Genomic DNA, 23,675 nt, shown 5'->3' on the forward strand with positions numbered 1-23,675 from the left:
AAAAGTTGTTACGATTTTGCACTTTCAAGAAGGGTTTTAGCAAACTGTTTTGCCTCATCGGTAACATGTTCGCCGCTGACCATGCGGGCAAGTTCTTCCATTCGCTCTTCGCCTTGCAGTTCTCTTACCGAGCTGGTCGATCCTTGCTTCGCAACCAAGAAGTGTTGATCGGCACGTGAAGAGAGTTGCGGCTGATGCGAAATCGCAAAAATTTGGTACCGCGTACACAGTTGCTTTAAGACGTTGGCAACGCTCATAGACTCCTTTCCGCTCAAATTGGCGTCGATCTCGTCCAAGATTAAAACACCTCCGCCGGAGAGTAGAAACGTGTTTTGCACCGCTAAAAACGCCAACCGCAAACGGTTGTATTCACCCGAACTGATTTTCTTCAAATCCACTTTGCCCAAAGCGATTTGAACGACGTCGCAACCGTATTCGCTTAAAGTTCCCTCTTGCATGTTTACGCTTAAAGGCGGCATGTAAAGTTGGGATAAATAGGCGTTCAAATGTTCTTGCAACGCGCTTACATGTAAGCGTCTTTTGTGAGATAAAACCTGCGCCGAAGCCGTGACATCGCTTTCGTATTTGGCAAGAGCTTTTTCCAAGCGGCTTTTTTCAAACGCTATATTTTCGTAACGCGCCAACTCTTCTTGGCGTTTTGTGCGGTGTTCTAACGCGCCTTCGATCGAACCGTAGCGTTTTTTCAATTGGGAAATTTTTTCGATGCGATCGAGTAAATTTTCGACGTCGATCTCTTCCAAGGCTTCTAGAGTGTCGCTTTGTTTTTCAAAAATCAAACGCAATTCGTTAATACACGCATCGAAAAACGCGGCGTCCGCTTCCATAAGATGCAGTGCTTCGTAAACGCTTGATTCTAAAGCAAAGATTTCAGAGGCTTTTTGCATCGCCTGTTCGATTTTTTCTTTTTTAGAAAGCGACTTCTTAAACGAAAGCAATTCTTCGTCTTCACCGATTTTAGGCGACACTTCATCGATTTTAGTAATTTCGAAACGAGCAAATTCTTTTAGATCTTCAATTTTTTTCTCTTCGGCTTCCACGCTTTCAAGCTCGTTTTTTAAGGTAATGTACTCTTGAAAAAGCGTTTGAAAATGCGCCACGTTTTGAAGGTGCGTTGCTTCATGCGAAGCGCAAACGCCGTCTAAAAGTTCGATTAAGCGTTTCGTGTCGAATTCGCTACTGTCTTTAACGCCCAAAGAACTTAAAAACGTACGCGAAATGTCTGAAAGAGCTTTTTTGGAAACGCTTTGTGCATTGATGAAATAGCGCGCACTTTTGGCTTTCAAAAATTTAAACACGTTGGGACTTTCTTCTTCAAAACCGAACGCTTCCAAACCGAGCTTTTGAGTAATCGTCGCTTCGATAACGTCGGCTTGTGCTTCGCCATAACCGAATACGCTCAGCATCCCTTGCATTAAAACCGATTTACCCGCGCCGCTAGGCCCCGTAAAAACGATCAAGCCGTTTTGAAACTCGAGCTCGCACGCCTCAAACGAAAGATGGTTTTTTAACAACAATCGCTCTATCACATGTGCCCCCAACGTAACTTCTTTTTCAACACGTCAAAATAGTCATGCTCCAAACGGTGAATCAACCGTGCACCCTTTTTGGCGATCTTAACGCTGATGCGATCAAAATCGTTCATACTATACGTCTCCTGCCCGTCGATAACGACGACCGTATCGTCTTCGCTCTCTAACGAAATTTCAAAATCAACCGGCAAAACCAAAGGACGTTGCGTAAGCGAATGCGGGCAAATCGGCGTTAAAATCAAAGCTTCGGTCAACGGATAGAGCAACGGACCTCCGGCGGAAAGGTTGTATGCGGTCGAACCGGTCGGCGTCGAGACGATAACGCCGTCGCCGTAATAGGTGTTAAATAAATGCCCGTCGACGTAAGCGCGTACGGTACTCATGTGAGAGATTTTGGAACGCGACACGACAACGTCGTTAAACGCAACCGCTTTTTGGATATGCCCTTTGGCGTGTAGGGAGACTTCCAACATCATACGCGTATCGATACGGTAATTTCCGGTAAAAAGTCCTTCGATAAAAGGGCTAATCTCTTCGGTTTGAATATCCGTCAAAAAGCCCAGTTGTCCGGCGTAAATGCCTAACACGGGCTTGTGATACGCAAAGCTACGACGACACAACGAAATTAGCGTACCGTCTCCACCGAGCGAAATGAGAAAATCGCTTCGAGCGCACATCGTATCAAAAGGCGTTCCTTCCAATCCGAGCGTTTGCGCGCTCACTTCGTCGATCAGTAACGAAACACCTCGTCGGTGCAATGCCCCGCGAATTTCGTCGACGAAAATACGAAGCGACGCGTCATTAGGTTTGCTTGTCAGTCCGACGCACGTAATAGCCGATAAAAGTTGATTGTGTTGTGTTATCTTCATGGAAACTCATTCTACCTTGTATTTTATTAATCATCGATTATGTTATAATTCGCGCCAAATATCACTAGGAGAAAACATGAAAACCTTACTGTTTTTTATGGGTATGATGCTCTTGCTTTTGAGCGGTTGTACGTATAAAAATGAAGCTTTGAACCTCGAATCGTATAAAGCCGAGTACAAAGGCCCTGTTAGCAAAGAGAAAAAAACGGTCTATGTCAGACTCGTTAAAGACCTTCGAGCCGATAAAAAAGTCATCGGTTACGTCGAACAAAAAGGCGACACTTTAACCCAATTTTACAGCAACGTCAACTTTGAAGATCGCTATAAAGAAGGTCTTGGCTACGCGTTGAACCTTGCGGGTTTCAACACCGACGCTTCCGCACAAGCGGCATCTTTGGTCGCGGAAATTTATCTTAAAAATATCCAACTCGTTTATAACGACAAAAATTTCGATGCGAATTTATACGGCGAAATTGAAATCGAAGTTATCGTAAGACGCGGTGACGAAGTGATCACGCAAAACTTTAAACAAAAAGGGAGCAAATGGATCGCGCCTTCGTACAACTCTAAAGACTTGGAGCCCTTTTTATACGGTCTCTTTTCCGATAGTATCGATCAAATCGTAACGCGCTTAACACGGATGTAACGGTAGGAAATTTTCCTACCAACTGCTGATAGAGACGCGATTTCGTCCGTATTTTTTTGCTAAATAAAGGGCTTGATCGGTCTCTTCAAGTAGTGCTTCTTTATCTAAAATCACATGACTCAAGGCGCAAACACCTAAACTAATCGTCGCTTGTACAACCTCTTGTGTCGTCTCGACGGTTGCCATCACGGTTTTTTCAACTTTCTCGCGTAATCTCTCCGCCAAAAGCGACGCCTCTTTTTTATCGGTATTGGGCGTAATAATGACGATTTCCTCACCGCCGTAGCGAGCTACAACGTCGCTATCGCGTACGGTTTCCATGATAATATTCGACAGGTTTTTCAATACTTCGTCTCCGACCGTGTGCCCGTAAACGTCGTTGATTTTTTTAAAATAATCCACATCGACGAGAATCAGGCTCAAAGGAAGTTTATAACGCTTGGAAAGAGCGACTTCTTCGGAGAGACGTTGATCGAAGTAGCGTCTATTTTTAAGCCTTGTTAAACCGTCGGTAATGCTTTCTTGCTGCAAAAGAGCCAAATGTTTCATATCGTTCGCGGTATAAAGTGCCAACTGTCCGACTAAAAAGGCAAACGTACCACCTAAGAAAAGCACCAAAGCGATCATAACCGAGATAAACGAAGAGGTGTCTTTGTGTACCCAAAGATCGTATCCTAAAACCAGATAGCCGATTAAAAAAGAGAGAATCAAAACACTCAAAGTTTTCCACTGACGAATCAGCTTTTGATCCGTCAAATCTAAAATTAACTGATTAATAGGTCGAAGAGATCGTATTAAAAAGAAAGCTCCTACGGCTAAAAGCGTTAGCTCTAGGCAAATCATTACATTGTTCATGCTACCCCGAATCCTCACAAATTAAAAACCATATGCTCAAGGATTGTACCACAAAAAAGAGTAATCGCCTCTAAAATAAACTAAAGACAAGTTACTTTTAGCTATACTAAGAGCTTTAAAAAACGACCTATGTTAGGAAGAAAAATTGAGAAGTCATTATTGTACGGATTTAGATGTCGCCAATATCGGCGAAATCGTAGAAGTTTGCGGATGGGCCAACAGTAATAGAGATCACGGAGGCGTTATATTTATCGACCTTCGCGATAAATCGGGATTGGTACAATTGGTGTGCGACCCTGCCGACAGCGTTCGCGCTCACGACATTGCCGCACGCGTCAGAGACGAGTTTGTGCTCAAAGCAAAAGGTAAAGTACGCGCCAGAGGCGAAGGGCTTGAAAATCCACGCCTTAAAACGGGCAAAATCGAAATCGTCGTCGATGAATTAATCATCGAAAATGTGAGCGAAACCGTTCCGTTTGTTATCGGCGACAACAACGTCGGAGAAGACGTACGTCTGAAATACCGCTACCTCGACTTGCGCAATCCTAAAGCGTATGAGATTTTCAAACTCCGAAGCAAGGCAACCGTTGCGGTACGTAATTCGTTAGATGCTCAAGGCTTTTTGGAAGTCGAAACACCGATTTTGACCAAATCGACGCCGGAGGGTGCGCGCGATTATCTTGTACCCAGTCGCGTTCACAACGGTGAATTTTACGCACTCCCGCAATCTCCCCAACTTTTTAAACAATTATTGATGTGTGCGGGATTTGATCGTTATTTTCAAGTCGCCAAATGTTTCCGCGACGAAGATTTACGCGCAGATCGCCAACCCGAATTTACCCAAATCGACATCGAAATGAGCTTTTGTACGCAAGAAGACGTTATGCGCGTGACGGAGAACCTTCTCAAAGACGTCTTTCATGCTTGCGGATACGAGATTTCCATTCCGTTTAACCGCATTCGCTACAAAGAAGCGATGGAGCGATACGGTTCCGACAAGCCCGATCTTCGTTACGATCTCTCCATGATCGACGTCATCGATATTTTTGCACGATGCAAAAACGAAATTTTCAGTTCTATCGCTAAAGACACGAAGAAGAACCGTATCAAAGCACTTAAAGTTCCAAACGGCGATACCATCTTTTCCAAACGACAAATGCAAGGATTTGAAGAGTACGTGAAAAAATTCGGCGCGCAAGGCTTGGGTTATTTTCAGATGAAAGAAGACGGACTCAAAGGACCTTTAACGAAGTTTTTCGATGAAGCGGATCTTCAAGCGATTGTCGACGCGGCAGACTTACATGTAGGGGATGCGATCTTCTTCGGTGCCGGCGATAAAAAAGTCGTACTCGATTATATGGGTCGATTCCGTATTTTTCTTGCCGAACAAATGGGCATTATTCCTAAAGATACGTTTGAATTCGTTTGGGTCGTCGATTTTGAGATGTTCGAAGTTGAAAACGGTCAAGCCAAAGCCTTACACCACCCTTTTACGATGCCAAAAGACATCGATAATACGCCGATCGACGAAATGGAATCCATCGCATACGACGTTGTTCTAAACGGCGTGGAACTCGGAGGCGGAAGTATTAGGATTCATAAAAAAGAGATTCAACAAAAAGTCTTTAATCTTTTGGGTATCAGCGACGAAGAGGCGCACGAGAAGTTTGAATTTTTACTCGACGCGCTCAAATTTGGAGCACCGCCTCACGGCGGCTTAGCGATCGGTCTTGATCGTATGATGATGTTGATTACGCGAAGCGAGAGTATTCGCGACGTTATCGCATTCCCGAAAACACAAAAAGCCCAATGCCTTCTAACGCGTGCTCCAAGTGCGGTTGAAAACGATCAATTGCGCGACTTGGGTATTCGCCTTCGTGAAAAAATCAAATAAAGGAGATGTGCCAGTGAAGAGACTGTTTTTAATTATCGGAGCTCCCGGAAGCGGCAAAACGACCGATGCAAGCCTTATCGCCGAAAAGAATAGCGAGAGTATTGCGCATTATTCCACGGGAGAACTTCTCCGCGACGAAGTGGCAAAAGGAAGCGAGCTTGGAAAAACCATCGACGCTTTTGTCAGTGCGGGCAATCTTGTTCCGCTCGATATCGTCATTAACACTATCGTCGGCGCGATTAAAAATAGCCCGAAAGACGTTATCTTAATCGACGGTTTCCCGCGTTCGGACGAACAAATGAAAGCACTTGACGCTATTTTGGCAAAAGAGACGACGGTGAAACTTGTCAATGTTATCGAAGTTGAAGTCAGCGAACAAGTCGCATGCGATCGCGTTTTAGGGCGTGCACGCGGTGCAGACGACAACGTGCAAGTCTTTCAAAACCGAATGAAAGTATATACCGAGCCTTTAGCCGGTATTCAAGCTTTTTACGGTGCTAAAAATCTGTTACATACGATTAACGGCGAACGTACGATCGAAGAGATCGTCAACGAAATGGAAAACTTCGTTAAAAGCCGTATCTAAAATGCTTCGTTTCTACTCTGTGATCATCGGTACCGAGTTACTGAATGCTCGCAGAGTAGACAAACACTTCACCTTTATCAATCAAGAATTACGTAACCGAGGACTTCTTCACTATGCTAGCTTCGTCATTCGTGACGAAGAATCATTGATTCGCAATTGTTTCGAGACTGTTTTACGCGATACCAAGAGCGTTCTTTTTTGTTTTGGTGGTATCGGTGCGACGCCTGATGATTTAACGCGTTCTATTGCCGCAGAAGTCTTTACGCAAGAGCCATTATGCTTACATGTCAAAGCAAAAGAATGTATCGAAAAGCAGTTCAAAGAAGAGGCGTATCCGCATCGTATCGCTATGGCGATGCTTCCAAAAGGGGCTGAACTTCTACACAACGTCGTCAATAACGTACCGGGTTTTTCACTCTCTCACCGCTTCTTTTTCACTCCTGGATTTCCATCAATGGCATGGCCGATGGTGCAAGAAGCTCTCAATACCCATTTCCCGCATCAGCCGCAACCTTATAGCGAAACGTTTATCGTCGAAGCCGCCGAAAATGATTTAATCGACATAATGCAAGCCCTACCGCCGGAGTTAGATTTCTCTTCGCTACCGCGATTTGTCGGTGAAAAACGTATCGTAGAAATCTATCTTGCACACGCAAATCAAGCCCTTGTTCAACAGTGGTCGGACTATTTTCAACGCGAAGCTGTACAAAGAGGTAAAGTCGTCACGGATTGTTCGCATAATAGCGATCAATACCGTTGCTAATACCTTCCACTAAGTGCTTTTGGTACTGAGGATTGAACATGTTATCGCATTCGTCAGGATTGCTGATATAGCCTAATTCTATCAACACGGAAGGCATCGTCGCTCCGACCAAAACCCAAAACGGTGCTTCTCTGACGCCGCCGTCTTCGACACTGTATTTTTTTCGAACGCTTTTTAACATTCCCGATTGCACATCGATCGCAACTTTATTGGATAAAATGATCTTTTCGCGATTGAGAACGTTCAAAAACGTCTCTTTCGAATAAAAGTCCATCTCTTCCATATCCGATTGGTTCTCCAAAGCGGCAACGTTTTTAGATCGCTCGGAACGATCGGGGGAGAGGAAAAACGTTTCTAACCCTTTCATCGAGAGTTTTTTTGCCTCGTTCGGCGCGGCATTGGCATGCAGCGAAATAAACAAATCGGCATTTTTATCGTTCGCGACTTTCGTACGATCTCGAAGGTTGATAAACTCGTCGCTTTGACGTGTAAAATAGATTTTATATCCGCGGGATTTGAGCTCTTGGCCTAATTGCAGTGCCATATCTAAAACCAGATGTTTTTCCATACGTTGCTTATAGCCGATAGCACCCGCATCTTTACCGCCGTGCCCCGCATCAATGACAATTGTTTTATTGCGTTTGTTGGTTTTAGCCGTTGTTTTACTCGCTAAAGGCTCCGTCGTCGTTACCGTCGGTGCTTTTTGAGGCGTTTCTTTTTCCTTCACGTTTGCGCTAGGGTTTTTTTGCGAAGGTAAAGGCGTCGCTTCGGCACTTTTGCTTGTCGGTGGAGGCGTTATCTTTTTTTGCGTCAAAATCGGTTGTTTTCCAAGCGAAAAAATCAACTGATTGGAAAGCACGCTCACGTAAGTTTCAAGCGATTGATCGACGTCTAAAACAATACGAATCGTATCGTCGCTAAACTGGCTAATTTTTAATCCTTGTAGCGTTGAAGGCGTTTTGATCGCAATTGGAGCATTGAGGACGACTCCCGGAACATCGATGATTTTTTTATAGGTAGGCGATGTTTTAAGTACAAAGACCTTGATGCTCTTTTCCGCTACTTCCTCCCCGAATTCGAGTACGATTTCATCGTTATCGCTGTTGACATGTTGTAAAACGTTTTTACCGCGATAGGTTTTGGGTAACGAAGAGACATGCGTCGTTGATGCAAAAGAGGGTTTACTCTCCGGCTCGCTTTTAAAAGAGCTTGCCGATTTCGGCGAGGCAGTTTCTACTTTAGGCGATTCGCCGACCAAACTCTCTTCTGCCGCCGGAGGAGGAGGCGTCGGTTTGGAAGATTTTGACGTCGTCGTAGCGGAAGAAGTGTTTTTCGTCTCTTTTCCCATCGTCGCAAGTTCGGACTCGTACTTTGAAGCGTCGAGTTTGAGAATCTTGGCCGTTTTGATCAAACGCTCCAATGTCTCTTTTTTCAATGCATTATCCCCTGAGATAATCGCTTGAATGTAAACAGCCTTGAGTCCGTGAAAAACCCTTAAAAGTTCGTCGTTTCCGGTTTGCTGATTGATCTTTGAGTCATAACTTTCCAACTGTTGCATGTAATTGGGTGCTGCGTAAAGCGTTACACACGTCAACAGAAAAAAGAAAAAAGTTTTAATGTGTTTCCCCATACACCAACTTTGCCATAAGCTCTTTGACGCTGATAATTTCATGCAGTTTGTAACCGTTTGCTCCGGTAAAGAAAAGTCCCGTCTCTTTTTTACCCGCGTATGCATCGAACAAACGATCGGCAATACAATACCCGACCGCCTTGGCTTCTTGACCGCGATGGCACGGGCTCACGCAATTGCTAACGCAACGAATCGCAGGTCCTTCTCTTTTCTCTACCATTTGAATCAAATTACTTCGAATACCGCGCGCAGGATACCCGACGGGAGATTTAAAGAGTTGAATATCTTCTTGGCGTGCATCTACCAGCATCTCTTTAAAAACCAAATCGGCATCACACTCATGCGTACCGATAAAGCGTGTTCCCATCTGAACGCCGCTTGCTCCCAAATCCATCATTTTTTGAATATCGTCGTGATCCCAAATACCGCCTGCGGCAATCAACGGAAAATCGCCCCATGCTTTAATCTCTTCTAGAATCGGAGCAATTAAATTTTCCAATTGGTACTCTTCCATAGCGCATTGCTCATAGGTAAAGCCTTGATGTCCTCCGCTAAGCGGCCCTTCGACGATGATAGCGTCGGGAAGGCGATTGTAACGTTGCGTCCAACGTTTACAGATAATTTTAAGTGCTTTAGCCGAAGAGACGATAGGAATTAAAGCGACATCGGGATAATCTGCAGTAAATTCCGGTAAATTGGTCGGAAGCCCTGCCCCCGTAATAATCATATTTGCTCCGGCTTCACAGGCGTCTTTTACCACGCGATCATAATCGTTAATCGCATACAAAATATTGACCGCCAACGCTTTCTCGCCGCAAATTTTACGGGCATTGCGAATAATGGCACTCAAGCCCTCTTTGGAATAAAAATTTTCGGTATCAAACGGACGCGCATTGATCGTTTTCTTAGTGTACGCCGTATTTTCGTAATACCCCGTACCGATGGAGCTAATCACACCCAAGCCCCCTTCGGCGCTCACGCTTCCGGCTAACTTATCCCAGCTGATTCCCAACCCCATACCGCCTTGAACGATAGGATATTGTAAGGTATATTTGCCGATTGTAAGAGGTTGAAATGCCATCACTGCACCTTTAATTTTACAAATTTACGCTTTCCTACCTGTACGACGTATTCACCGCTGGCGAGTTGAAGTTGCTCGTCTTCGACACGGGCTTGATCGAGTTTGATTGCCCCTTGCTTAATGTCGCGTCTGGCTTGTGACGTCGAAGTTTCGAGTCCGCAGTCGACAAGGGCTTTCGCAATCCATATCGGCGATTCGTTACATGTAAACGTTTCGATATCCTCCGGAATCTCGTGTTGTGCGTGAACGCGGTTAAACGACTCCAAAGCCGCTTGCGCCGCATCGCACCCGTGATAACGCGTGACAATCTCTTGCGCTAAAGCCTCTTTAGCATGTTTGGGATGAACCGAACCATCTAAAACTCCCGCTTTTAATTGCGCGATTTCTTCAAGCGTTTTCGTACTCAAAAGCTCATAATAACGCCACATTAACGTATCGCTAATGCTAAGCATTTTTCCGAACATATCCGAAGGCTCGTCCGTAACGCCGATGTAATTCCCTAAAGATTTACTCATTTTATTGACACCGTCCAAGCCCTCTAAAAGAGGCATCATAATTACGGCTTGCTCTTTTCCGATGTTGTAAGCGCGTTGCAAATGGCGTCCCATCAAAAGATTGAACTTTTGATCGGTTCCGCCCATTTCGATGTCGCATTTCATCGCAACGCTGTCGTAACCTTGCAATAAAGGGTATAAAAATTCGCTAATCGAAATCGGTGCTTGCGATTTGTAACGTTTTTCAAAATCTTCGCGCTCTAGCATACGTGCTACGTTAAACGTCGTCGTCAATTCCACAAGTCCTGCCGAACCTAACGCTTCGATCCATTTCGAGTTAAACATAACGTTGGTTTTTTCGGGATCTAAAATCTTAAAAACTTGTTCTTTATACGTTTGAGCATTCGCAAGAACGACTTCACGCGTCAATTTTTTACGTGTTTCGTTTTTACCGGTCGGATCACCGATCATGCCCGTAAAATCGCCGATTAGAAATTGAATCGTCGCGCCGAATTTTTGAAGTAGTGCCATTTTCTGTAAAAGGACGGTATGCCCTAAATGCAAATCCGGAGCTGTCGGATCAAAGCCGACTTTAACCAAGAATCGTTCGCCTTTTTCAAAATAATTTTTAACTAAGCTAACCACGCGCTCTTCATCAATAATCTCGCTGATTCCTCGTTTAATCTCGTTGAGCGCATTTTCTACGTGATGATTCATACTTTTCCTTCTTCGTTATTTATAAGCGTCGTTGACCGAAACAAACTCGATAACGCGATACTTTCCTCTTAAATTATCGCGTACGGTACCGACGTTTTTATCGGGCAGCTCTAAGATCATTTCAAAATAATCCGCATGCCCTTCGTCTTCGCTTTTTCCAAGCTCGATGGTGACTAAGTTAATCTGCATTTTAGCCAAATAAGCTAAAAAGGCGGCTAAAGAGCCTTTTTTGTTTTCGAGGCTGACGATCAGTTTATAGCGATCGGGGGCTTCGCGCGTCCATTTCACAAAAACCATCGGCTCGTTGTCTTCCATCAAGCCGGCGGCACGTTCGCACAATTTATGGTGTACGAAAACATCGTTTCCGCGTTTAAAGCCTAAAATATCGTCTCCGCGTTTAGGATGGCAACAGTAATCAAAATAGACGTTTGAAATATGATGATTGGAATAAATCACGATATTTTCAAACTTCTGTTTACGGATATGGTAGCGATCTTTTTTCAAAAGCGGAAACAACAGCGTATCTTGTAACGCATACAGTTTCAACGTATTGGCAACGTCTTGGAGAAAAATCGAATCGGTCGCAATCTTAAAAATTTTCTTCGTTGCATGCTCTTGTTCGACCCATGCTTCGACCTTGTTTTCCGTAACCCCGAAGACGTTGGAGAGAATTTTAATCGCCGCTTTATGGTTAATTTCTTTGATTTTTTGTCGACAATTGGCTTGTATCGTGCTTTTGGCTTTGCCCGTTTTAACGCTATTGATCCAACTGCAACGAAATTTCGGTTCACTCGAAGTCACGATACGAACGATATCCCCGTTTTTTAGTTCGGTTAAAAGAGGAACCTTTTGTTTATTGACGTACGCTTCATCGGCGTACGTACCGACTTCCGTGTGAACTTCATACGCAAAATCCAAGACCGTAGCACCCCTCGGTAAGGTAAAGATATCGCCCTTGGGCGAAAAAACGGCAATATCTTCGCTGTAAAGGTTATCTTTTGCGATGGCATAAAAGTCCTCGATATTGTCGATCTCTTCGTTTTGATTGTTCAGTTCGTTTAGCCAGTCGAGTTTTGGGTTAAGCCCGCCCGATTTATATTTCCAATGTGCCGCAACGCCGTATTCGGCCGTTTTGTTCATATCGTACGTTCTAATTTGCGATTCAACGATCGATTTGTCGTCGAAAACGGTCGTATGAATCGTTTGGTAACCGTTCTCTTTGGGAATAGCGATATAATCTTTAAATCGTGAAATCAACGGTTTAAAATGTTGATGAACGATGCCTAAGGCACGGTAACAATCGATTGGCGTTCGCACGATAATACGAATTGCCAAAAGATCGAGCACTTCTTCGATCGTTACGCCTTTTCGTTGCATTTTCAAGTAAATAGAGTAATAATGCTTAACGCGTTTTTGAATCGTAAAGTCGCTTTCGATAAAGCCCTCTTGAAGCATATGATTTTTAATTTTAGAAATAAAATGGTTCAAGCGGAGTTGGAGTTGCTGTCCGTGCTCTTTAATGTAACCGTCGATTTTAGCGTATTCGTTAGGCATCACGTAATAAAAGCTCAGATCTTCCAAAAGGTTTTTAATCGACGAAATACCCAAACGATGCGCAATCGGCGCATAAACGACCAAAGTCTCTTCGGCGATACGTCGTTGTTTTAACGGATCAAGTGCGCCGAGCGTTAACATGTTATGCAAACGATCGCACAATTTAACGACCAAAACCCGCACGTCCCGAATCGAAGCAATCAACATTTTGCGAAACGTTAGAGCCGATGCAATCATTTTTTCATTGGAAGACGAAGGGATCAACTCCACGTCACGAATTTCGACGATTTTCGTCAAGCCGTCGACGAGATGGCGAACTTCTTCGCCAAACATCGCTTTGACGTCCTCGGTCGAACATGAGGTGTCTTCTACGACATCGTGTAAAAGCCCTGCGACGATCATCGATTCGTCACCGCCGAGATAGGCAACGAATACACATACTAAAATAGGATGAATCACATATTCTTCGCCGCTTTTACGGTATTGACCTTTGTGCTTTTCTATCGTAAACGCAACGGCTTTTTCGATATCGGGCGTCGGCTTGATGTACTTGTACAACAGCTCTATCGCGGGATCGGCGGCCTTACACTCTTTAACGATTTCAATTAACTCTTCCAAAAGAGATTTACCTCACTTACGATTAGTCGATAATCGCATCTAATTTAACTTTCCCCTCGGCAATTTCCATAAGGGCGATGTCCGTAAATTTTTGCTTATTTTTATCCGCTTTGATTAAAGGTTCGGCACCGTTAGCCAATTGATCGGCTCTTTTTGCCGTTAATAAAACCAGCTTATAGCGATCTTGTCCTACGAACTGTAAGGCTTTTGCCGTAATCTCTTCCATTCTTTGCATTCGTTTTCCTTGGTATTAATTTATTTTTGATTGTTTCGCACGATAGAGCAATTGTCTAAATTGCCTTCGATAATTTTAAGCAAATTGCCTTTCTCAAACATATTGCACACCACGATCGGTAAGTGGTTATCTTTAGCAAGCGCGATCGACGTATCGTCCATGACTTTAATGCTATCGTCCATAGCGCGGTCATAGGTTAATTCGTGTAGTTTTTGGGCATCGAGAAATTTTTTAGGATCCTTATCGTATACGCCGTCGACTTTGGTCGCTTTAATAATCATATCTGCCCCGATTTCGATAGCACGCAACGTTGCCGCCGTATCGGTCGTAAAAAACGGATTGCCCGTACCCGCCGCAAAAATGACAATACGTTCTTTTTCGAAATGGCGCTGAGCACGTCTGACGATAAACGTTTCACAAATCGCTTCCATTTTAATCGCGCTTTGAACGCGTACTTCCATGCCGACATGTTCTAACGCCTCTTGCATCGCAACGCTGTTGATGACGGTTGCAAGCATCCCCATATAATCGCCGCTCGTGCGTTTAATGATGCCGTCTTTTGCGGCACTCACGCCGCGAATGATATTTCCCCCGCCGATTACGATACCGACTTCAATATTGTGCGTGACCAGTGATTTGATTTCGTCGGCAATAAATTTTAAAATAGACGTATCGATCCCAAACCCGTTATCTCCGGAAAGTGCTTCTCCGGAAAACTTAACTAAAACCCTTTTTCTCTTCTGCATCGTGTGTAAACCTTTCTTTTCTAAGCATAGAAAATTTGTTCATTTTAGCAAAAAAGAGCTAGAAGCCTTCTTAAACGTTATTTGGCACCGATGAGTTCCAATGGATCGATGTGGAAATTTTTCTGCGTAACTTCGAACGTTAAGTCGTTATCAACCCGACCGATAATATAGCCTTTTTTGATTTTTTGTCCGACTTCGATCGTCGGAGCGATTTTCGATAAATGGGCATAAATGGTATGAATATCGTCGCCGTTTTCAATGATAACGACTTTTTCCATCGAAGCGGTATCTTTTGCGAAAATCACCTTACCGTTTAAAACACTTTTGACCGTCGCATCGGGCGTATTGGAGCTTAACACGACCGATTCGTTAAAAATTTTAATCTTATAAATCGGATCGACGTAATCGCCGAAGCGTCGTTTGACACTAAAACTATCTAAAGGCGCAATGGTCTTTTCTCCGACGTATTTCTTAACGTTACTGTTTTGATACGACGATCCGATTTGCTTAATGCCCGTATCGCCGACGGCAGCGGTTTGCGGTGCCTTATCGCGTTTGGCGGCGGCATTTTTCTCGGCTAATCGTTGATTCTCTTCTTGAACTTGAATAATTTTGAGTTTTTCCAGGGTCGCACGCAATTCGTCACGCTCTTTTTGAATATCGTCTAGCTGTTTTTTATAGTCTTCTTTCTTTGCGTTCAAAGCGACGATAGAACTTTCACGTTTTTTTTCCAAAGCGACCAATTCGTCTTTTTTACTTTTTGCGCTTTGAATTTCACCGTGAATCGTTTTAATCTCTTGGCTTTGCGAATAAATTTGATCGTTGATGAGTTTGTAATCGCTCGCAAGTTTACTAAACTCTTTACGCATAATCGTATCCATTTTCTGCAAAACTTCATCCACCAATATACCGTCTTCGTTATCAAGATAATCGCTATCGGAAACTAAATAAAACGAAAAATCTTCGGCAATGATTTTAATAATTTTCTGTTCCAAATCTTTCTTTAAAGAGGAGAGCTGTTGCGTATCTTTAGTCAGCTTATCAAGGTATTCGTACTTGCGCTGAACCGCTTCTTGCGACTCGCTGATATTTTGGCTTAAATCGGCGATTTTGTCCTTAATCTTCTCGATATTTTTTTCTTCGTTCATAATATCGTTAGCAATGTCTTGAAGCTTTCCGTGAAGCTGCTTTTCCGTTTGCATCTTTTCTTCAAGCGTTTTCGATTTCTCGGTAATCTTTTGCGTCGTGTTCGGTGCGCCGATGCATGCTAAAGGAAGAACGAGAGCAAGAACGATGGAACAAAGTCTCATACACGTCCTATCTTGCGCGCGACGATACTGACCGCAATCAGAGCAAATACGAACGACGCTCCCACCAAAACCGACCCTTCGTACAGCCAGTTAAATGACGGTAAAACAACGTCGAGTTCCGCGGCATAGGCTTGGGCAAGCGGAAGTCTGGGAACGATGTCGTAAAACGCACAAACGCAAAGTGCACTTAAAAGCGTATCGACAAGCGTCATACGATACAACATGGCACTTTTCATAAAAAAAGACGCTCCAAAAAGCGCCATAATCGCCATACGCCGTTGATGTTCGTAAATCCAAATACGGATCTGCTTTAAGATCAATAAAACGGCGATACATGCAACAAAAAAGGTAAAAATATAGACCATCGCCTGAAGCAATAAAAACATCTTAAACATTTTTTCATGCGTTTTTGCAAAAGTCTCTACACGCGAAATAGTCGTAATAGACGAGAGCTTTTGCTTAATCGTTTCGATGCGTTTTTTATCGGGTAAGCTCCCGAGTTTTAACGAGTAAAATTTGGGGAGAGCTACTTGAAGTAAGGCAAGATTTTTGGATGACATCTCATTTTTCAATCGGTCTAAAATCTTTTTACTGCTAATTTCCGAAATCGACTCAATCTCCGGAATCTGTTTTTGCAACTCTTCTTCTTTCAATTCGGAGGACGAAACGACGACAATAGCATAATCGTTGACGATTTTAGAAGCATAATCGTTGACGATACTTTTAATAACGTTCGTAAATTGAAACGAAAAAAGCAGAACAAAGCTTGAGATAAAAATGGAAAAATGGCTGCTAATTGACTTCATGTAAAACGCCGCCTTCTAAAAAGTAGTGTTTATAGTCAATCCCCAAAGTTGAAGGAATATTGTGCGTTACCACGACAACCGTCGTACCTAAATGCTCTTTGGCACCTTTTAATAAATTCCAAATGACTTCACTGGAGTAGCTATCCAGATTTCCGGTCGGCTCATCCGCCAAAATTAAAATCGGATTGTGCGCTAAGGCGCGCGCCATTGCAACGCGTTGTTGCTCCCCGCCGCTCAACTCGTAGGGATATTTATTAATTTTATGCAGCAATTTGACATGTTTGAGCAATTTATGTGCTTGTTTAATGCAAACGCTTTTGGAAAATCCTCCGATAATCAAAGGAAGCATCACGTTTTGTTCCACCGTCCATTCGTCGATCAGTTTATAATCTTGAAAAACGACACCTAAATACCGTCTTAAAAGATTGAGCTTCGAACTGCCGATATTTCTAAAATCGACGCCGCACACGTTCAACTCGCCGTGATTGGGTAAAAGTTCGCCGTAAAGCGATTTGATAATCGTCGATTTTCCGCTACCGCTTTTACCGGTAATAAAAACAAATTCTTGCGCTTTAATCGCCATATTGGCATCGGTAATAACGGGCTCGTCGCGTTCATAACCGATGTTTAACCCGCTTGCTTTAATGACGTATTCCATGGAACCACTCTTCAATTAAGGTATGTGCGGCACGATTGCTTTTCGTATCCAACACCCGCTCGGGTAAATAACGCATTGTAGCGTGATCGATAAAAATATAGCACTTTTCGTTCCGCTCGTTCGCACCGAACGAAAGACGTATCAATCCGCTGTGCTCGTCGATTGTAAATAGTTCTTCGAAATGAACAAAAAAGCCTTCGCCTCTTCGTAAAATTTCTTCGAATGCCTCACGCACTTTGGCAAAATCGACATGAAAATCAAATGCCAATCTACCGATGCGCTCTTTGTCGGGAGAAGCTTGTTCGTTACGCAAAATCACGTCGTAAATGTCTTTATCCATTTTGCGCCAACGATCTTCGTACTTGCTCGTAATTTCCAAAGCCGCATTTTTTTTAACGTGAACATCCGCACGCGAAAGGTGCATCATCTGTTCAAACACAAAAGAAAAATAAGCGTCGCTGTCCGTTCGAAGCTCCAACGTAGCATTGACATGTAAGACGCGAAGTGCCTCTTCGATAAAGGCTGCGGAAAAAACACGCCGATGCGGTTTTTTATCCCAAGGGACGGGAAAATGCACGAAAATACGCCCGACACTGTTCGAAGACAAAAACTCCATAAACTGTCTCGCATCATAATCAATGACGAAAATATTATCTATCGATTGCAATTCGCATTGCTTCAAAACCTGCTCGATAGAGGGCTTGTGAATCTCCAATCCGATAAACTGTACGTGCGGATTTTTTTTGGCTTGATGCAGTAAATGCCTTCCGCTTCCAAATCCGATCTCAACCCAAATCTCTTTTTGCGTATCGAAAGCATCGGCAAAAAAATCGATCTCTTTGAGATACGCCGAACATCTCACGTCTAAAAACTTTTTCGGTTCGATGTTGGAATGACTAACATGTGCATCGCTCGCATCTCGAAAATCGATCAACGCTTTTTGTAAAAAAGAGGCTTGCGTCGGACGGGTAACTTTATCGCCTTTCACTAAAAAACCACTTGCTTCTTTAGGCAAAACGCGGAGCATGAACGTTTCACCGCGGCATGTCGCTAGCACCAAAACGTTGCCCTTTTGGGACCTCGCTTGCCAATGAAACGTCGTATCGTGATAGGTACACGGGTAGTGCAAAGGCTTTAACGATCGGGTATGAAAATTCGGCATATCCTCGTTTAATCCTTCGGTATCGTAACGACGACGGCATCGGACGGATTAGAAGCGATACCGTATTTGTCGATGGCGATAATATGGTAAACGTATTCAACGCCGGTAGAGACTTCCATATCTTGATAATTAGGTTCAAAGATACCCGTAAAGTTTTGTTTTCGCGTCTCTCCGTTTAATTTATACTCTTTAATAATCGTATATTTGACCGTATTTCGATCCCCTACCCATGAAAGGCGAACGCTTCTTCCGTCATATTTGACCGCATTAGCAACCGGTGCGGCAAGAGAAGGCATCGTCATGCCCGCAATCGGGCTCTCTTGTTGCTTAGATTCTAACCCGTCTTTATCGACGGCAACGACTTTATAGTAATAAATTTTGCCGTTTTCGTTAACGTAGTCTTCAAACTCCGTGTTGGTCGTTTTACCGTAGTAGCTGTACAACAACGACGTTGTAGGGGAACGGTAAATTTTATAATGGGTAAAGTCGCTCGTCGTCGAAGGGTTCCATGTTAAAATAACTTTTTTAGGAAGATCGCTCGTTGCGCGTAGTCCCGTAATCATATCGGGAAGAGCTTTGGTTTGCGCCTCTACGACTTCGCTGGGTCTAGAAACAACGTCGTCAAACGTCTTGACTCTCACACGGTAACGATAGACGTAATTATCGCGTAAGCCTTTATCCATGTATTCGGCGTTCAAGCGGCCTTTCACTTTACCGACCTCTTCCCAATCTGTTGATTTGAACTCGTTACGCTCGATAATATAAGACTCGACGTTTTCGGAGGCATGCGGTCTCCAAATAAGCTTCACGCGGCTTGGAAGCGCACCGATAGCTTTAACGTAAGAAACCGGCTCGATTCCGCCTATAGTCGGCGTTTTCGCAACGGCGGCCGTCGTCGTTACCACGGCAATTGCACTCAGTTCCGATTCGTGTTTGTCGGAGGAATAAGTACTGATACGATAAGCGTACGTCGTATTGGGTGCTAATTTCGTATCGACGTAATGGGAAACGTATTTGTCTTTAATCGTTGCGATTTTTTTCAACGAATTCCCTTCGACGCGATACAAATAGTATCCTTCTACTTGATCGTCGTAAAGGGGAGTCCATTCAAATCCGACTTCCGTAGAACCCGGAAGCGTTCGAAGAGCGTCAACGCGTGCCAAAGAGGCATCGACGACCGGCTCTTTAGGTGTTTCAAGCGTTTTTTCGCATCCAGTGATCATGAGAGCTAAAGCAACTAACGATGCCGTCCAAAGTGATTTTTTCATTAATCTCGTCCTTCATGAAATGATCTGTTAAATATGCGTTCATATCGTCCCATAACGGTGCTTGAATCGACACGGGTTGTCCGCTACGAGGGTGTATGAGATAGACACAATACGCATGGAGCATAATTCTAGGGATTGTACCATTTTGGCTCTTAAAGCCGTATAAACTATCCCCTAAAATATGGCGCGAAAGCGCGCTTAAATGCACGCGAATTTGGTGTGTTCGTCCCGTAAAAAGCTTGGCGGCGATCAATTCGCACTTAGCATTTTTGGAAAGAGCAAGCTTGGCAAACGCACTTTTAGCATAACGTCCTTCTTTCAGCACACCCATTTTTAGGCGATGGTTTAAATGACGTCCGATCGGAAGTTCGACAATCGTGTTTTCTTTGAGCGGAACATCGATTAAAGCGATATAGTAGCGTCCCATGCTTTTATCTTCCAACTGCGACGCCAATGCGACGTGCGCTTCGTTATTTTTGGCGACGACCAAAGCACCGCTGGTCTCCTTATCAATGCGATGCACGATACCGTGACGCTCTTCGCCGCTAATGCTGGAGAGTGAGATACCTTTATGTTTTAACCAATCGACCAACGTGGCTTCTTTGACGCTCGGTGCTCCGTGAACCGTTAAAAACGGCGGTTTATTGACGACCAAAATATCGTCGTCTTCGTATAAAATCGGTACTTCAAAATCAACGGGATACTCAGGTGCGCTAGGCGTCGCTTCGATAAAATCGTACTCGATCGTATCGCCTACATGTACTTTTAAACCGCTCTTAAAAACGCGCACCCCGTTCAGAGTAACGCCGACGGTTTTAATAAGCTTTTCCACTTGATTCCGAGGGAGATTCAATACTTCGCTCATGACGGCATCTAAACGTCCCGCATTTTGACATGTTTGTTTCATGATCGGCTACTTTCAACTATTTTTGCTATACTTTTAAAAACGTTCCAAAGGGATTGTGTGTTTCAAATCGATAGGCGCATCTTAACACATTTTGATTTTTTAATTCCTATTTTGGTTTTACCCATTATCGTTCTTTCATACTATCTGGTCTCCGAAGCCAACGACATGTTAGCTACGAAACAGATCGTCTACTACGGTGTCGGGTTCGCGACTTTTTTGGTTTTTTTTATCATTCCGATTAAAAAAATCGAGTGGGTCATCCCTTTTTTTTACTGGATTACGATTTTTCTCCTCTTAAGCGTCGATTTCTTCGGCGTCGCCAAATTGGGGGCCAGACGATGGCTTGAAATTCCCTTTGTCCACTTTACGATTCAACCGTCCGAAATTTTTAAACCCGCCTTTATCTTAATGCTTGCCTATCTTATCAAAAACAATCCGCCCGACGAAAAAGGCTACGGTTGGAAATCTTTTTTTAAACTCAGCTTCTATATCATCCTTCCGTTTCTTTTGATCGCCAAAGAACCCGACTTGGGTACGGCGATGATTTTACTTTTGCTCGGATACGGAACACTCTTCGTCATCGGCGTTCACAGAAAAATCTGGATCACGCTAGCCATCGTCGTGGGACTTAGCAGTCCCGTTTTGTACAACCATCTCCACGATTATCAGAAACAACGTATTTCGGATTTTCTTTCCGAACAACCAAGCTATCACGTCAAACAATCCATTATTGCCATCGGTTCGGGAGGATTGACGGGCAAAGAGCGTAGCGAAGCGACGCAAACGCATTACAAGTTTTTACCGATTGCAACAAGTGATTTTATTTTCGCGTATACGGTTGAGAGGCTTGGATTTTGGGGTGCTTTCGGACTCATTTCATGTTACGCGCTTTTGGTATTTCATTTGACGACGCTCAATTTTATGCTCAAAGAAGACCACTTCGCACAAGTGATTACGAGCGGTATCGCTTTGCTCATTTTCTTTTACATGAGCATTAATATCGCAATGACGATCGGCTTAGCACCGGTGGTCGGCGTTCCGCTTCCGTTTTACAGTTATGGAGGCAGTAGTTTTATTACGTTTTTTGCGCTTTTCGGTATTTTAGAAAACCTTTTGGCGTTTCGTTTCGATCCAACGTACCGATCCATTCGATACTCGCTCTAGTCCCCTATTTTAGGGTTATACCGAAGAGTTTTTAGCTTTATTTAACAATAAAAAGAGTAGAATCTCAACTCTTTAAATTCGGGTCCTTAGCTCAGTTGGTTAGAGCATCCCGCTCATAACGGGATGGTCGAGTGTTCGAGCCACTCAGGACCCACCATATCCGATCGAACATCCGGTTTTCAACCGAACCATAAAGGGCACATGATGAAAAAAATCGTATTAACGTTGGCACTTCTCTCCCAAGTAGCACTTTTTGCGGGCTTTTTGGACGATCTCATCGGCAAAGATAAAGCTTTTTTGGAAGCAAACGGCTTTAAATGTACCGAATTTTCATGCGTAACAAAAGATCAAAACTACTTCAACATCAAGCTTCTCGACAACGCCGTAGAGTATGTCGAGGTTTACAGTAACGAAAAAGACGAAGTCTACAAAGTCGCATTTTACCTTTACCAAAACGATAAGCTTAAAAATAAAGAGCTTGACGATGCTTTTTTCAAAGCTTTACAAAAAATCAACGAAAAATCAAAGTGGACGTATGAGTTAAACAAAATCAGCGATAAATTCGGCAACGAGGCCTTGATTACAATGACGGATACCAAACGAGCCAATGCTTTTGTCGCCGCAATGCGCGATACGTACATGGAAAGCATGAAACAATTTAGCGATAAAAAGTAGCCTTCTCGCTTGCAGAAGACTCCTTTTTCCGAGCTTTTCTCTTCTTGTTTTTTCCGTCAATGCAATGACTCGTGTTTTTTACAAGAATGTGATACAATACATTTCTAACGACAAATTATTGAGAGAATAGAAACGTATATGCAAGTAATCATCGCGGGAGCCGGAAGAGTCGGCTACAACATTGCTAAACACCTGATGCACAATAACAGCGTAACCGTTATCGATCAAAACGAATACGCCATTCACAATATCCAAGAAAATCTAGACGTTTTAGGTATTTGCGGAAATATCGAAAATCCGCATACGTATCTTGGAATCAATCCTCAAGTCGATCTTTTTATCGCCGTAACCGATTCGGACGAAGTGAACCTCCTTTCCTCGTTAATTATCGATAATATCGCGACGGTTAAACGTAAAATTATCCGTTTAAAAAATACGTTTTTCGCCAGCGACCAAGTCAAAGCTAAACTCAATATTAACGAAACGATCGTACCCTCTTTCGAAGCGGCACAACCGTTTAAATATTTAGTCGATTTTTCACATGCGCACAACGCCAAAGCGTTTAAAGAGACGAAAGCATTGTTAATTTCGATACGCTTGAAAGAAGATTTCACGCCGCGCATGATCTCAACGTTTATCGGTGAAATCAGCGGTGAAGTCGCCGTGGCAGGAATCGAGCGGCAAAAAAATTTCTTTGTTCCCAAACCCGTCGAAACGCTTCTTCCGAACGACTTAGTCTATTTTTTTGCCTTCCCCAACGCCATTCTTTCAATTCGAACGACCGTATGCGACTATAACGAAAATGCGACGCCGATCAAAAATTGCGTGATATTCGGAGCCGATGCTTTGGGTGTGGAAATTGCCAAAGTATTGCTCAAAAAAGGTATCGACGTTCAAATTATGGATAAAAATATCGAACTTTGCCGCAAAGCCAATATCGAACTCAAAAACAAAGCCACTGTTTTGAAGACGACTTACGATGCCGATCATATTAACACGACGCGTTTTGATACCGACATGTTTATCGCAGCAACCAAAAACGACGAATACAATATCACGAAATGCATCGAAGCAAAACAACGAGGCATTAAAAAAATCATCGGTATCAATAACGATATTGCCTACTCATCACTCATGAGAAATCTGAATATCGAAGTCGTACGCGGTGAAAAAATCAACGCGTATTACTCTATTTTGGAACGTATTCAAGCCAACGACGTATTCAATCAAAAAAAATTCTGCGGCGGAGAGGGTGCGGTGTTGCTACGTAAAATTGAAGCAACCTCTTCGTTAATTTCCGAGAAAGTGCCGCTTCCCGATCGCGTGGACGATAAAGGGCATTTTATTATTTTGAGAGATAACGATATTTTTGAGTATCGCCTTGCCGGAGCTTTCCAAAAAGAGGATATCGTCGTCGCATTTACCAAAGAGTGTGATTTTGAAGTCGTAGCCAAATGGTTCCAACAAAACCTCGCGTATTGAGTGTT

22 protein-coding genes and 1 tRNA gene are annotated in these 23,675 nt (G+C 43.5%); 8 read left to right on the forward strand and 15 right to left on the reverse strand.

What is annotated here, in order from left to right; all coding sequences use genetic code 11:
- Nucleotides 1-8: 8 nt before the first annotated feature.
- Nucleotides 9-1,547 carry an AAA family ATPase gene (locus tag UCH003_RS09990; protein ID WP_060826975.1) on the reverse strand — a complete coding sequence of 513 codons (1,539 nt, stop codon included), beginning with the start codon at nt 1,545-1,547 and terminating at the stop codon, nt 9-11.
- Nucleotides 1,544-2,419, reverse strand: a complete 876-nt coding sequence (locus UCH003_RS09995; RefSeq protein ID WP_060826410.1) for an NAD(+)/NADH kinase — start codon at nt 2,417-2,419, stop codon at nt 1,544-1,546. Before UCH003_RS09995 ends, UCH003_RS09990 begins: the two co-directional genes overlap by 4 nt.
- 76 nt (nt 2,420-2,495) lie before the next feature.
- Between UCH003_RS09995 and UCH003_RS10000 the strand changes: the two genes are divergently transcribed.
- Nucleotides 2,496-3,065 carry a YajG family lipoprotein gene (locus tag UCH003_RS10000; RefSeq protein WP_060826411.1) on the forward strand — a complete coding sequence of 190 codons (570 nt, stop codon included), beginning with the start codon at nt 2,496-2,498 and terminating at the stop codon, nt 3,063-3,065.
- Nucleotides 3,066-3,080: 15 nt separating this feature from the next.
- On the opposite strand, the gene UCH003_RS10005 is transcribed toward UCH003_RS10000, so the two are convergent.
- Nucleotides 3,081-3,920: a GGDEF domain-containing protein gene (locus UCH003_RS10005; RefSeq protein WP_060826412.1), complete on the reverse strand. Its 840-nt coding sequence runs from the start codon at nt 3,918-3,920 to the stop codon at nt 3,081-3,083.
- 145 nt (nt 3,921-4,065) lie between these two features.
- Here UCH003_RS10005 and aspS point away from each other — a divergent pair, with 145 nt between their 5' ends.
- The 3 genes from aspS to UCH003_RS10020 are packed head-to-tail and all read left to right on the forward strand — an operon-like array spanning nt 4,066 to nt 7,163.
- Complete coding sequence (gene aspS / locus UCH003_RS10010) at nt 4,066-5,814, forward strand: aspartate--tRNA ligase (RefSeq protein ID WP_060826413.1); 1,749 nt, start codon at nt 4,066-4,068, stop codon at nt 5,812-5,814.
- Nucleotides 5,815-5,827: 13 nt separating this feature from the next.
- Nucleotides 5,828-6,400, forward strand: a complete 573-nt coding sequence (locus UCH003_RS10015) for an adenylate kinase (protein ID WP_060826414.1) — start codon at nt 5,828-5,830, stop codon at nt 6,398-6,400.
- 1 nt (nt 6,401) lies between these two features.
- Nucleotides 6,402-7,163 carry a competence/damage-inducible protein A gene (locus tag UCH003_RS10020; RefSeq protein WP_060826415.1) on the forward strand — a complete coding sequence of 254 codons (762 nt, stop codon included), beginning with the start codon at nt 6,402-6,404 and terminating at the stop codon, nt 7,161-7,163.
- Here the strand turns inward: UCH003_RS10020 and UCH003_RS10025 are convergent.
- The 12 genes from UCH003_RS10025 to UCH003_RS10080 form a co-directional block, all read right to left on the reverse strand.
- A complete protein-coding gene (locus UCH003_RS10025) occupies nt 7,123-8,793 on the reverse strand; it encodes an N-acetylmuramoyl-L-alanine amidase (RefSeq protein ID WP_060826416.1) in 1,671 nt (556 codons plus the stop codon). The two genes, UCH003_RS10020 and UCH003_RS10025, sit on opposite strands and share 41 nt — an antisense overlap.
- Nucleotides 8,777-9,874, reverse strand: coding sequence for a nitronate monooxygenase (locus UCH003_RS10030; RefSeq protein WP_060826417.1), 1,098 nt, complete (start codon nt 9,872-9,874; stop codon nt 8,777-8,779). The genes UCH003_RS10025 and UCH003_RS10030 overlap by 17 nt, the downstream gene beginning before the upstream one ends.
- A complete protein-coding gene (gene tyrS, locus UCH003_RS10035) occupies nt 9,874-11,085 on the reverse strand; it encodes a tyrosine--tRNA ligase (RefSeq protein ID WP_060826418.1) in 1,212 nt (403 codons plus the stop codon). The genes UCH003_RS10030 and tyrS overlap by 1 nt, the downstream gene beginning before the upstream one ends.
- A 15-nt stretch (nt 11,086-11,100) precedes the next feature.
- Nucleotides 11,101-13,257 carry a RelA/SpoT family protein gene (locus UCH003_RS10040; protein ID WP_060826419.1) on the reverse strand — a complete coding sequence of 719 codons (2,157 nt, stop codon included), beginning with the start codon at nt 13,255-13,257 and terminating at the stop codon, nt 11,101-11,103.
- 22 nt (nt 13,258-13,279) lie between these two features.
- Nucleotides 13,280-13,492, reverse strand: coding sequence for a DNA-directed RNA polymerase subunit omega (locus UCH003_RS10045; RefSeq protein WP_039672408.1), 213 nt, complete (start codon nt 13,490-13,492; stop codon nt 13,280-13,282).
- Between the two features lie 20 nt (nt 13,493-13,512).
- The gene (pyrH, locus tag UCH003_RS10050) at nt 13,513-14,238 is read right to left on the reverse strand and encodes a UMP kinase (protein ID WP_039672407.1); all 726 of its coding nucleotides are present in this window, start codon (nt 14,236-14,238) and stop codon (nt 13,513-13,515) included.
- Nucleotides 14,239-14,315: 77 nt separating this feature from the next.
- Entirely contained in the window at nt 14,316-15,548 is a 1,233-nt protein-coding gene (locus UCH003_RS10055; protein ID WP_041962003.1) for a murein hydrolase activator EnvC family protein, read from the reverse strand.
- Nucleotides 15,545-16,354 carry an FtsX-like permease family protein gene (locus tag UCH003_RS10060; protein ID WP_060826420.1) on the reverse strand — a complete coding sequence of 270 codons (810 nt, stop codon included), beginning with the start codon at nt 16,352-16,354 and terminating at the stop codon, nt 15,545-15,547. The genes UCH003_RS10055 and UCH003_RS10060 overlap by 4 nt, the downstream gene beginning before the upstream one ends.
- Nucleotides 16,341-17,012, reverse strand: coding sequence for a cell division ATP-binding protein FtsE (locus UCH003_RS10065; RefSeq protein WP_039672404.1), 672 nt, complete (start codon nt 17,010-17,012; stop codon nt 16,341-16,343). Before UCH003_RS10065 ends, UCH003_RS10060 begins: the two co-directional genes overlap by 14 nt.
- Entirely contained in the window at nt 16,996-18,174 is a 1,179-nt protein-coding gene (gene trmB / locus UCH003_RS10070) for a tRNA (guanosine(46)-N7)-methyltransferase TrmB (protein WP_060826421.1), read from the reverse strand. The genes UCH003_RS10065 and trmB overlap by 17 nt, the downstream gene beginning before the upstream one ends.
- 8 nt (nt 18,175-18,182) lie before the next feature.
- Complete coding sequence (locus UCH003_RS10075) at nt 18,183-19,442, reverse strand: fibronectin type III domain-containing protein (protein WP_231964770.1); 1,260 nt, start codon at nt 19,440-19,442, stop codon at nt 18,183-18,185.
- Nucleotides 19,369-20,349, reverse strand: coding sequence for an RluA family pseudouridine synthase (locus UCH003_RS10080; protein ID WP_060826422.1), 981 nt, complete (start codon nt 20,347-20,349; stop codon nt 19,369-19,371). Before UCH003_RS10080 ends, UCH003_RS10075 begins: the two co-directional genes overlap by 74 nt.
- A 57-nt stretch (nt 20,350-20,406) precedes the next feature.
- On the opposite strand from UCH003_RS10080, the gene UCH003_RS10085 reads away from it, so the two are divergent.
- The 4 genes from UCH003_RS10085 (at nt 20,407) to UCH003_RS10100 (ending at nt 23,670) form a co-directional block, all read left to right on the forward strand.
- Nucleotides 20,407-21,513 carry an FtsW/RodA/SpoVE family cell cycle protein gene (locus tag UCH003_RS10085; protein ID WP_060826423.1) on the forward strand — a complete coding sequence of 369 codons (1,107 nt, stop codon included), beginning with the start codon at nt 20,407-20,409 and terminating at the stop codon, nt 21,511-21,513.
- Nucleotides 21,514-21,593: 80 nt separating this feature from the next.
- A tRNA-Ile gene (locus tag UCH003_RS10090) sits at nt 21,594-21,670 on the forward strand.
- Between the two features lie 47 nt (nt 21,671-21,717).
- Complete coding sequence (locus UCH003_RS10095; protein WP_060826424.1) at nt 21,718-22,188, forward strand: hypothetical protein; 471 nt, start codon at nt 21,718-21,720, stop codon at nt 22,186-22,188.
- 138 nt (nt 22,189-22,326) lie between these two features.
- Entirely contained in the window at nt 22,327-23,670 is a 1,344-nt protein-coding gene (locus UCH003_RS10100; protein ID WP_039672398.1) for an NAD-binding protein, read from the forward strand.
- Nucleotides 23,671-23,675 lie beyond the last annotated feature (5 nt).

Origin of the sequence: Sulfurospirillum cavolei (assembly GCF_001548055.1) — a bacterium.
Classification (GTDB): Bacteria; Campylobacterota; Campylobacteria; order Campylobacterales; family Sulfurospirillaceae; genus Sulfurospirillum.

Excerpts from the sequence above, each read along its gene's own strand:
- UCH003_RS09995 (WP_060826410.1), bottom strand. The coding sequence starts at position 2,419 with ATGAAGATAACACAACACAATCAACTTTTATCGGCTATTACGTGCGTC.
- UCH003_RS10000 (WP_060826411.1), top strand. The coding sequence starts at position 2,496 with ATGAAAACCTTACTGTTTTTTATGGGTATGATGCTCTTGCTTTTGAGC.
- UCH003_RS10005 (WP_060826412.1), bottom strand. The coding sequence starts at position 3,920 with ATGAACAATGTAATGATTTGCCTAGAGCTAACGCTTTTAGCCGTAGGA.
- UCH003_RS10020 (WP_060826415.1), top strand. The coding sequence starts at position 6,402 with ATGCTTCGTTTCTACTCTGTGATCATCGGTACCGAGTTACTGAATGCT.
- UCH003_RS10025 (WP_060826416.1), bottom strand. The coding sequence starts at position 8,793 with ATGGGGAAACACATTAAAACTTTTTTCTTTTTTCTGTTGACGTGTGTA.
- UCH003_RS10030 (WP_060826417.1), bottom strand. The coding sequence starts at position 9,874 with ATGGCATTTCAACCTCTTACAATCGGCAAATATACCTTACAATATCCT.
- tyrS (WP_060826418.1), bottom strand. The coding sequence starts at position 11,085 with ATGAATCATCACGTAGAAAATGCGCTCAACGAGATTAAACGAGGAATC.
- UCH003_RS10045 (WP_039672408.1), bottom strand. The coding sequence starts at position 13,492 with ATGCAAAGAATGGAAGAGATTACGGCAAAAGCCTTACAGTTCGTAGGA.
- pyrH (WP_039672407.1), bottom strand. The coding sequence starts at position 14,238 with ATGCAGAAGAGAAAAAGGGTTTTAGTTAAGTTTTCCGGAGAAGCACTT.
- UCH003_RS10055 (WP_041962003.1), bottom strand. The coding sequence starts at position 15,548 with ATGAGACTTTGTTCCATCGTTCTTGCTCTCGTTCTTCCTTTAGCATGC.
- UCH003_RS10060 (WP_060826420.1), bottom strand. The coding sequence starts at position 16,354 with ATGAAGTCAATTAGCAGCCATTTTTCCATTTTTATCTCAAGCTTTGTT.
- UCH003_RS10065 (WP_039672404.1), bottom strand. The coding sequence starts at position 17,012 with ATGGAATACGTCATTAAAGCAAGCGGGTTAAACATCGGTTATGAACGC.
- trmB (WP_060826421.1), bottom strand. The coding sequence starts at position 18,174 with ATGCCGAATTTTCATACCCGATCGTTAAAGCCTTTGCACTACCCGTGT.
- UCH003_RS10075 (WP_231964770.1), bottom strand. The coding sequence starts at position 19,442 with ATGAAAAAATCACTTTGGACGGCATCGTTAGTTGCTTTAGCTCTCATG.
- UCH003_RS10080 (WP_060826422.1), bottom strand. The coding sequence starts at position 20,349 with ATGAAACAAACATGTCAAAATGCGGGACGTTTAGATGCCGTCATGAGC.
- UCH003_RS10095 (WP_060826424.1), top strand. The coding sequence starts at position 21,718 with ATGAAAAAAATCGTATTAACGTTGGCACTTCTCTCCCAAGTAGCACTT.
- UCH003_RS10100 (WP_039672398.1), top strand. The coding sequence starts at position 22,327 with ATGCAAGTAATCATCGCGGGAGCCGGAAGAGTCGGCTACAACATTGCT.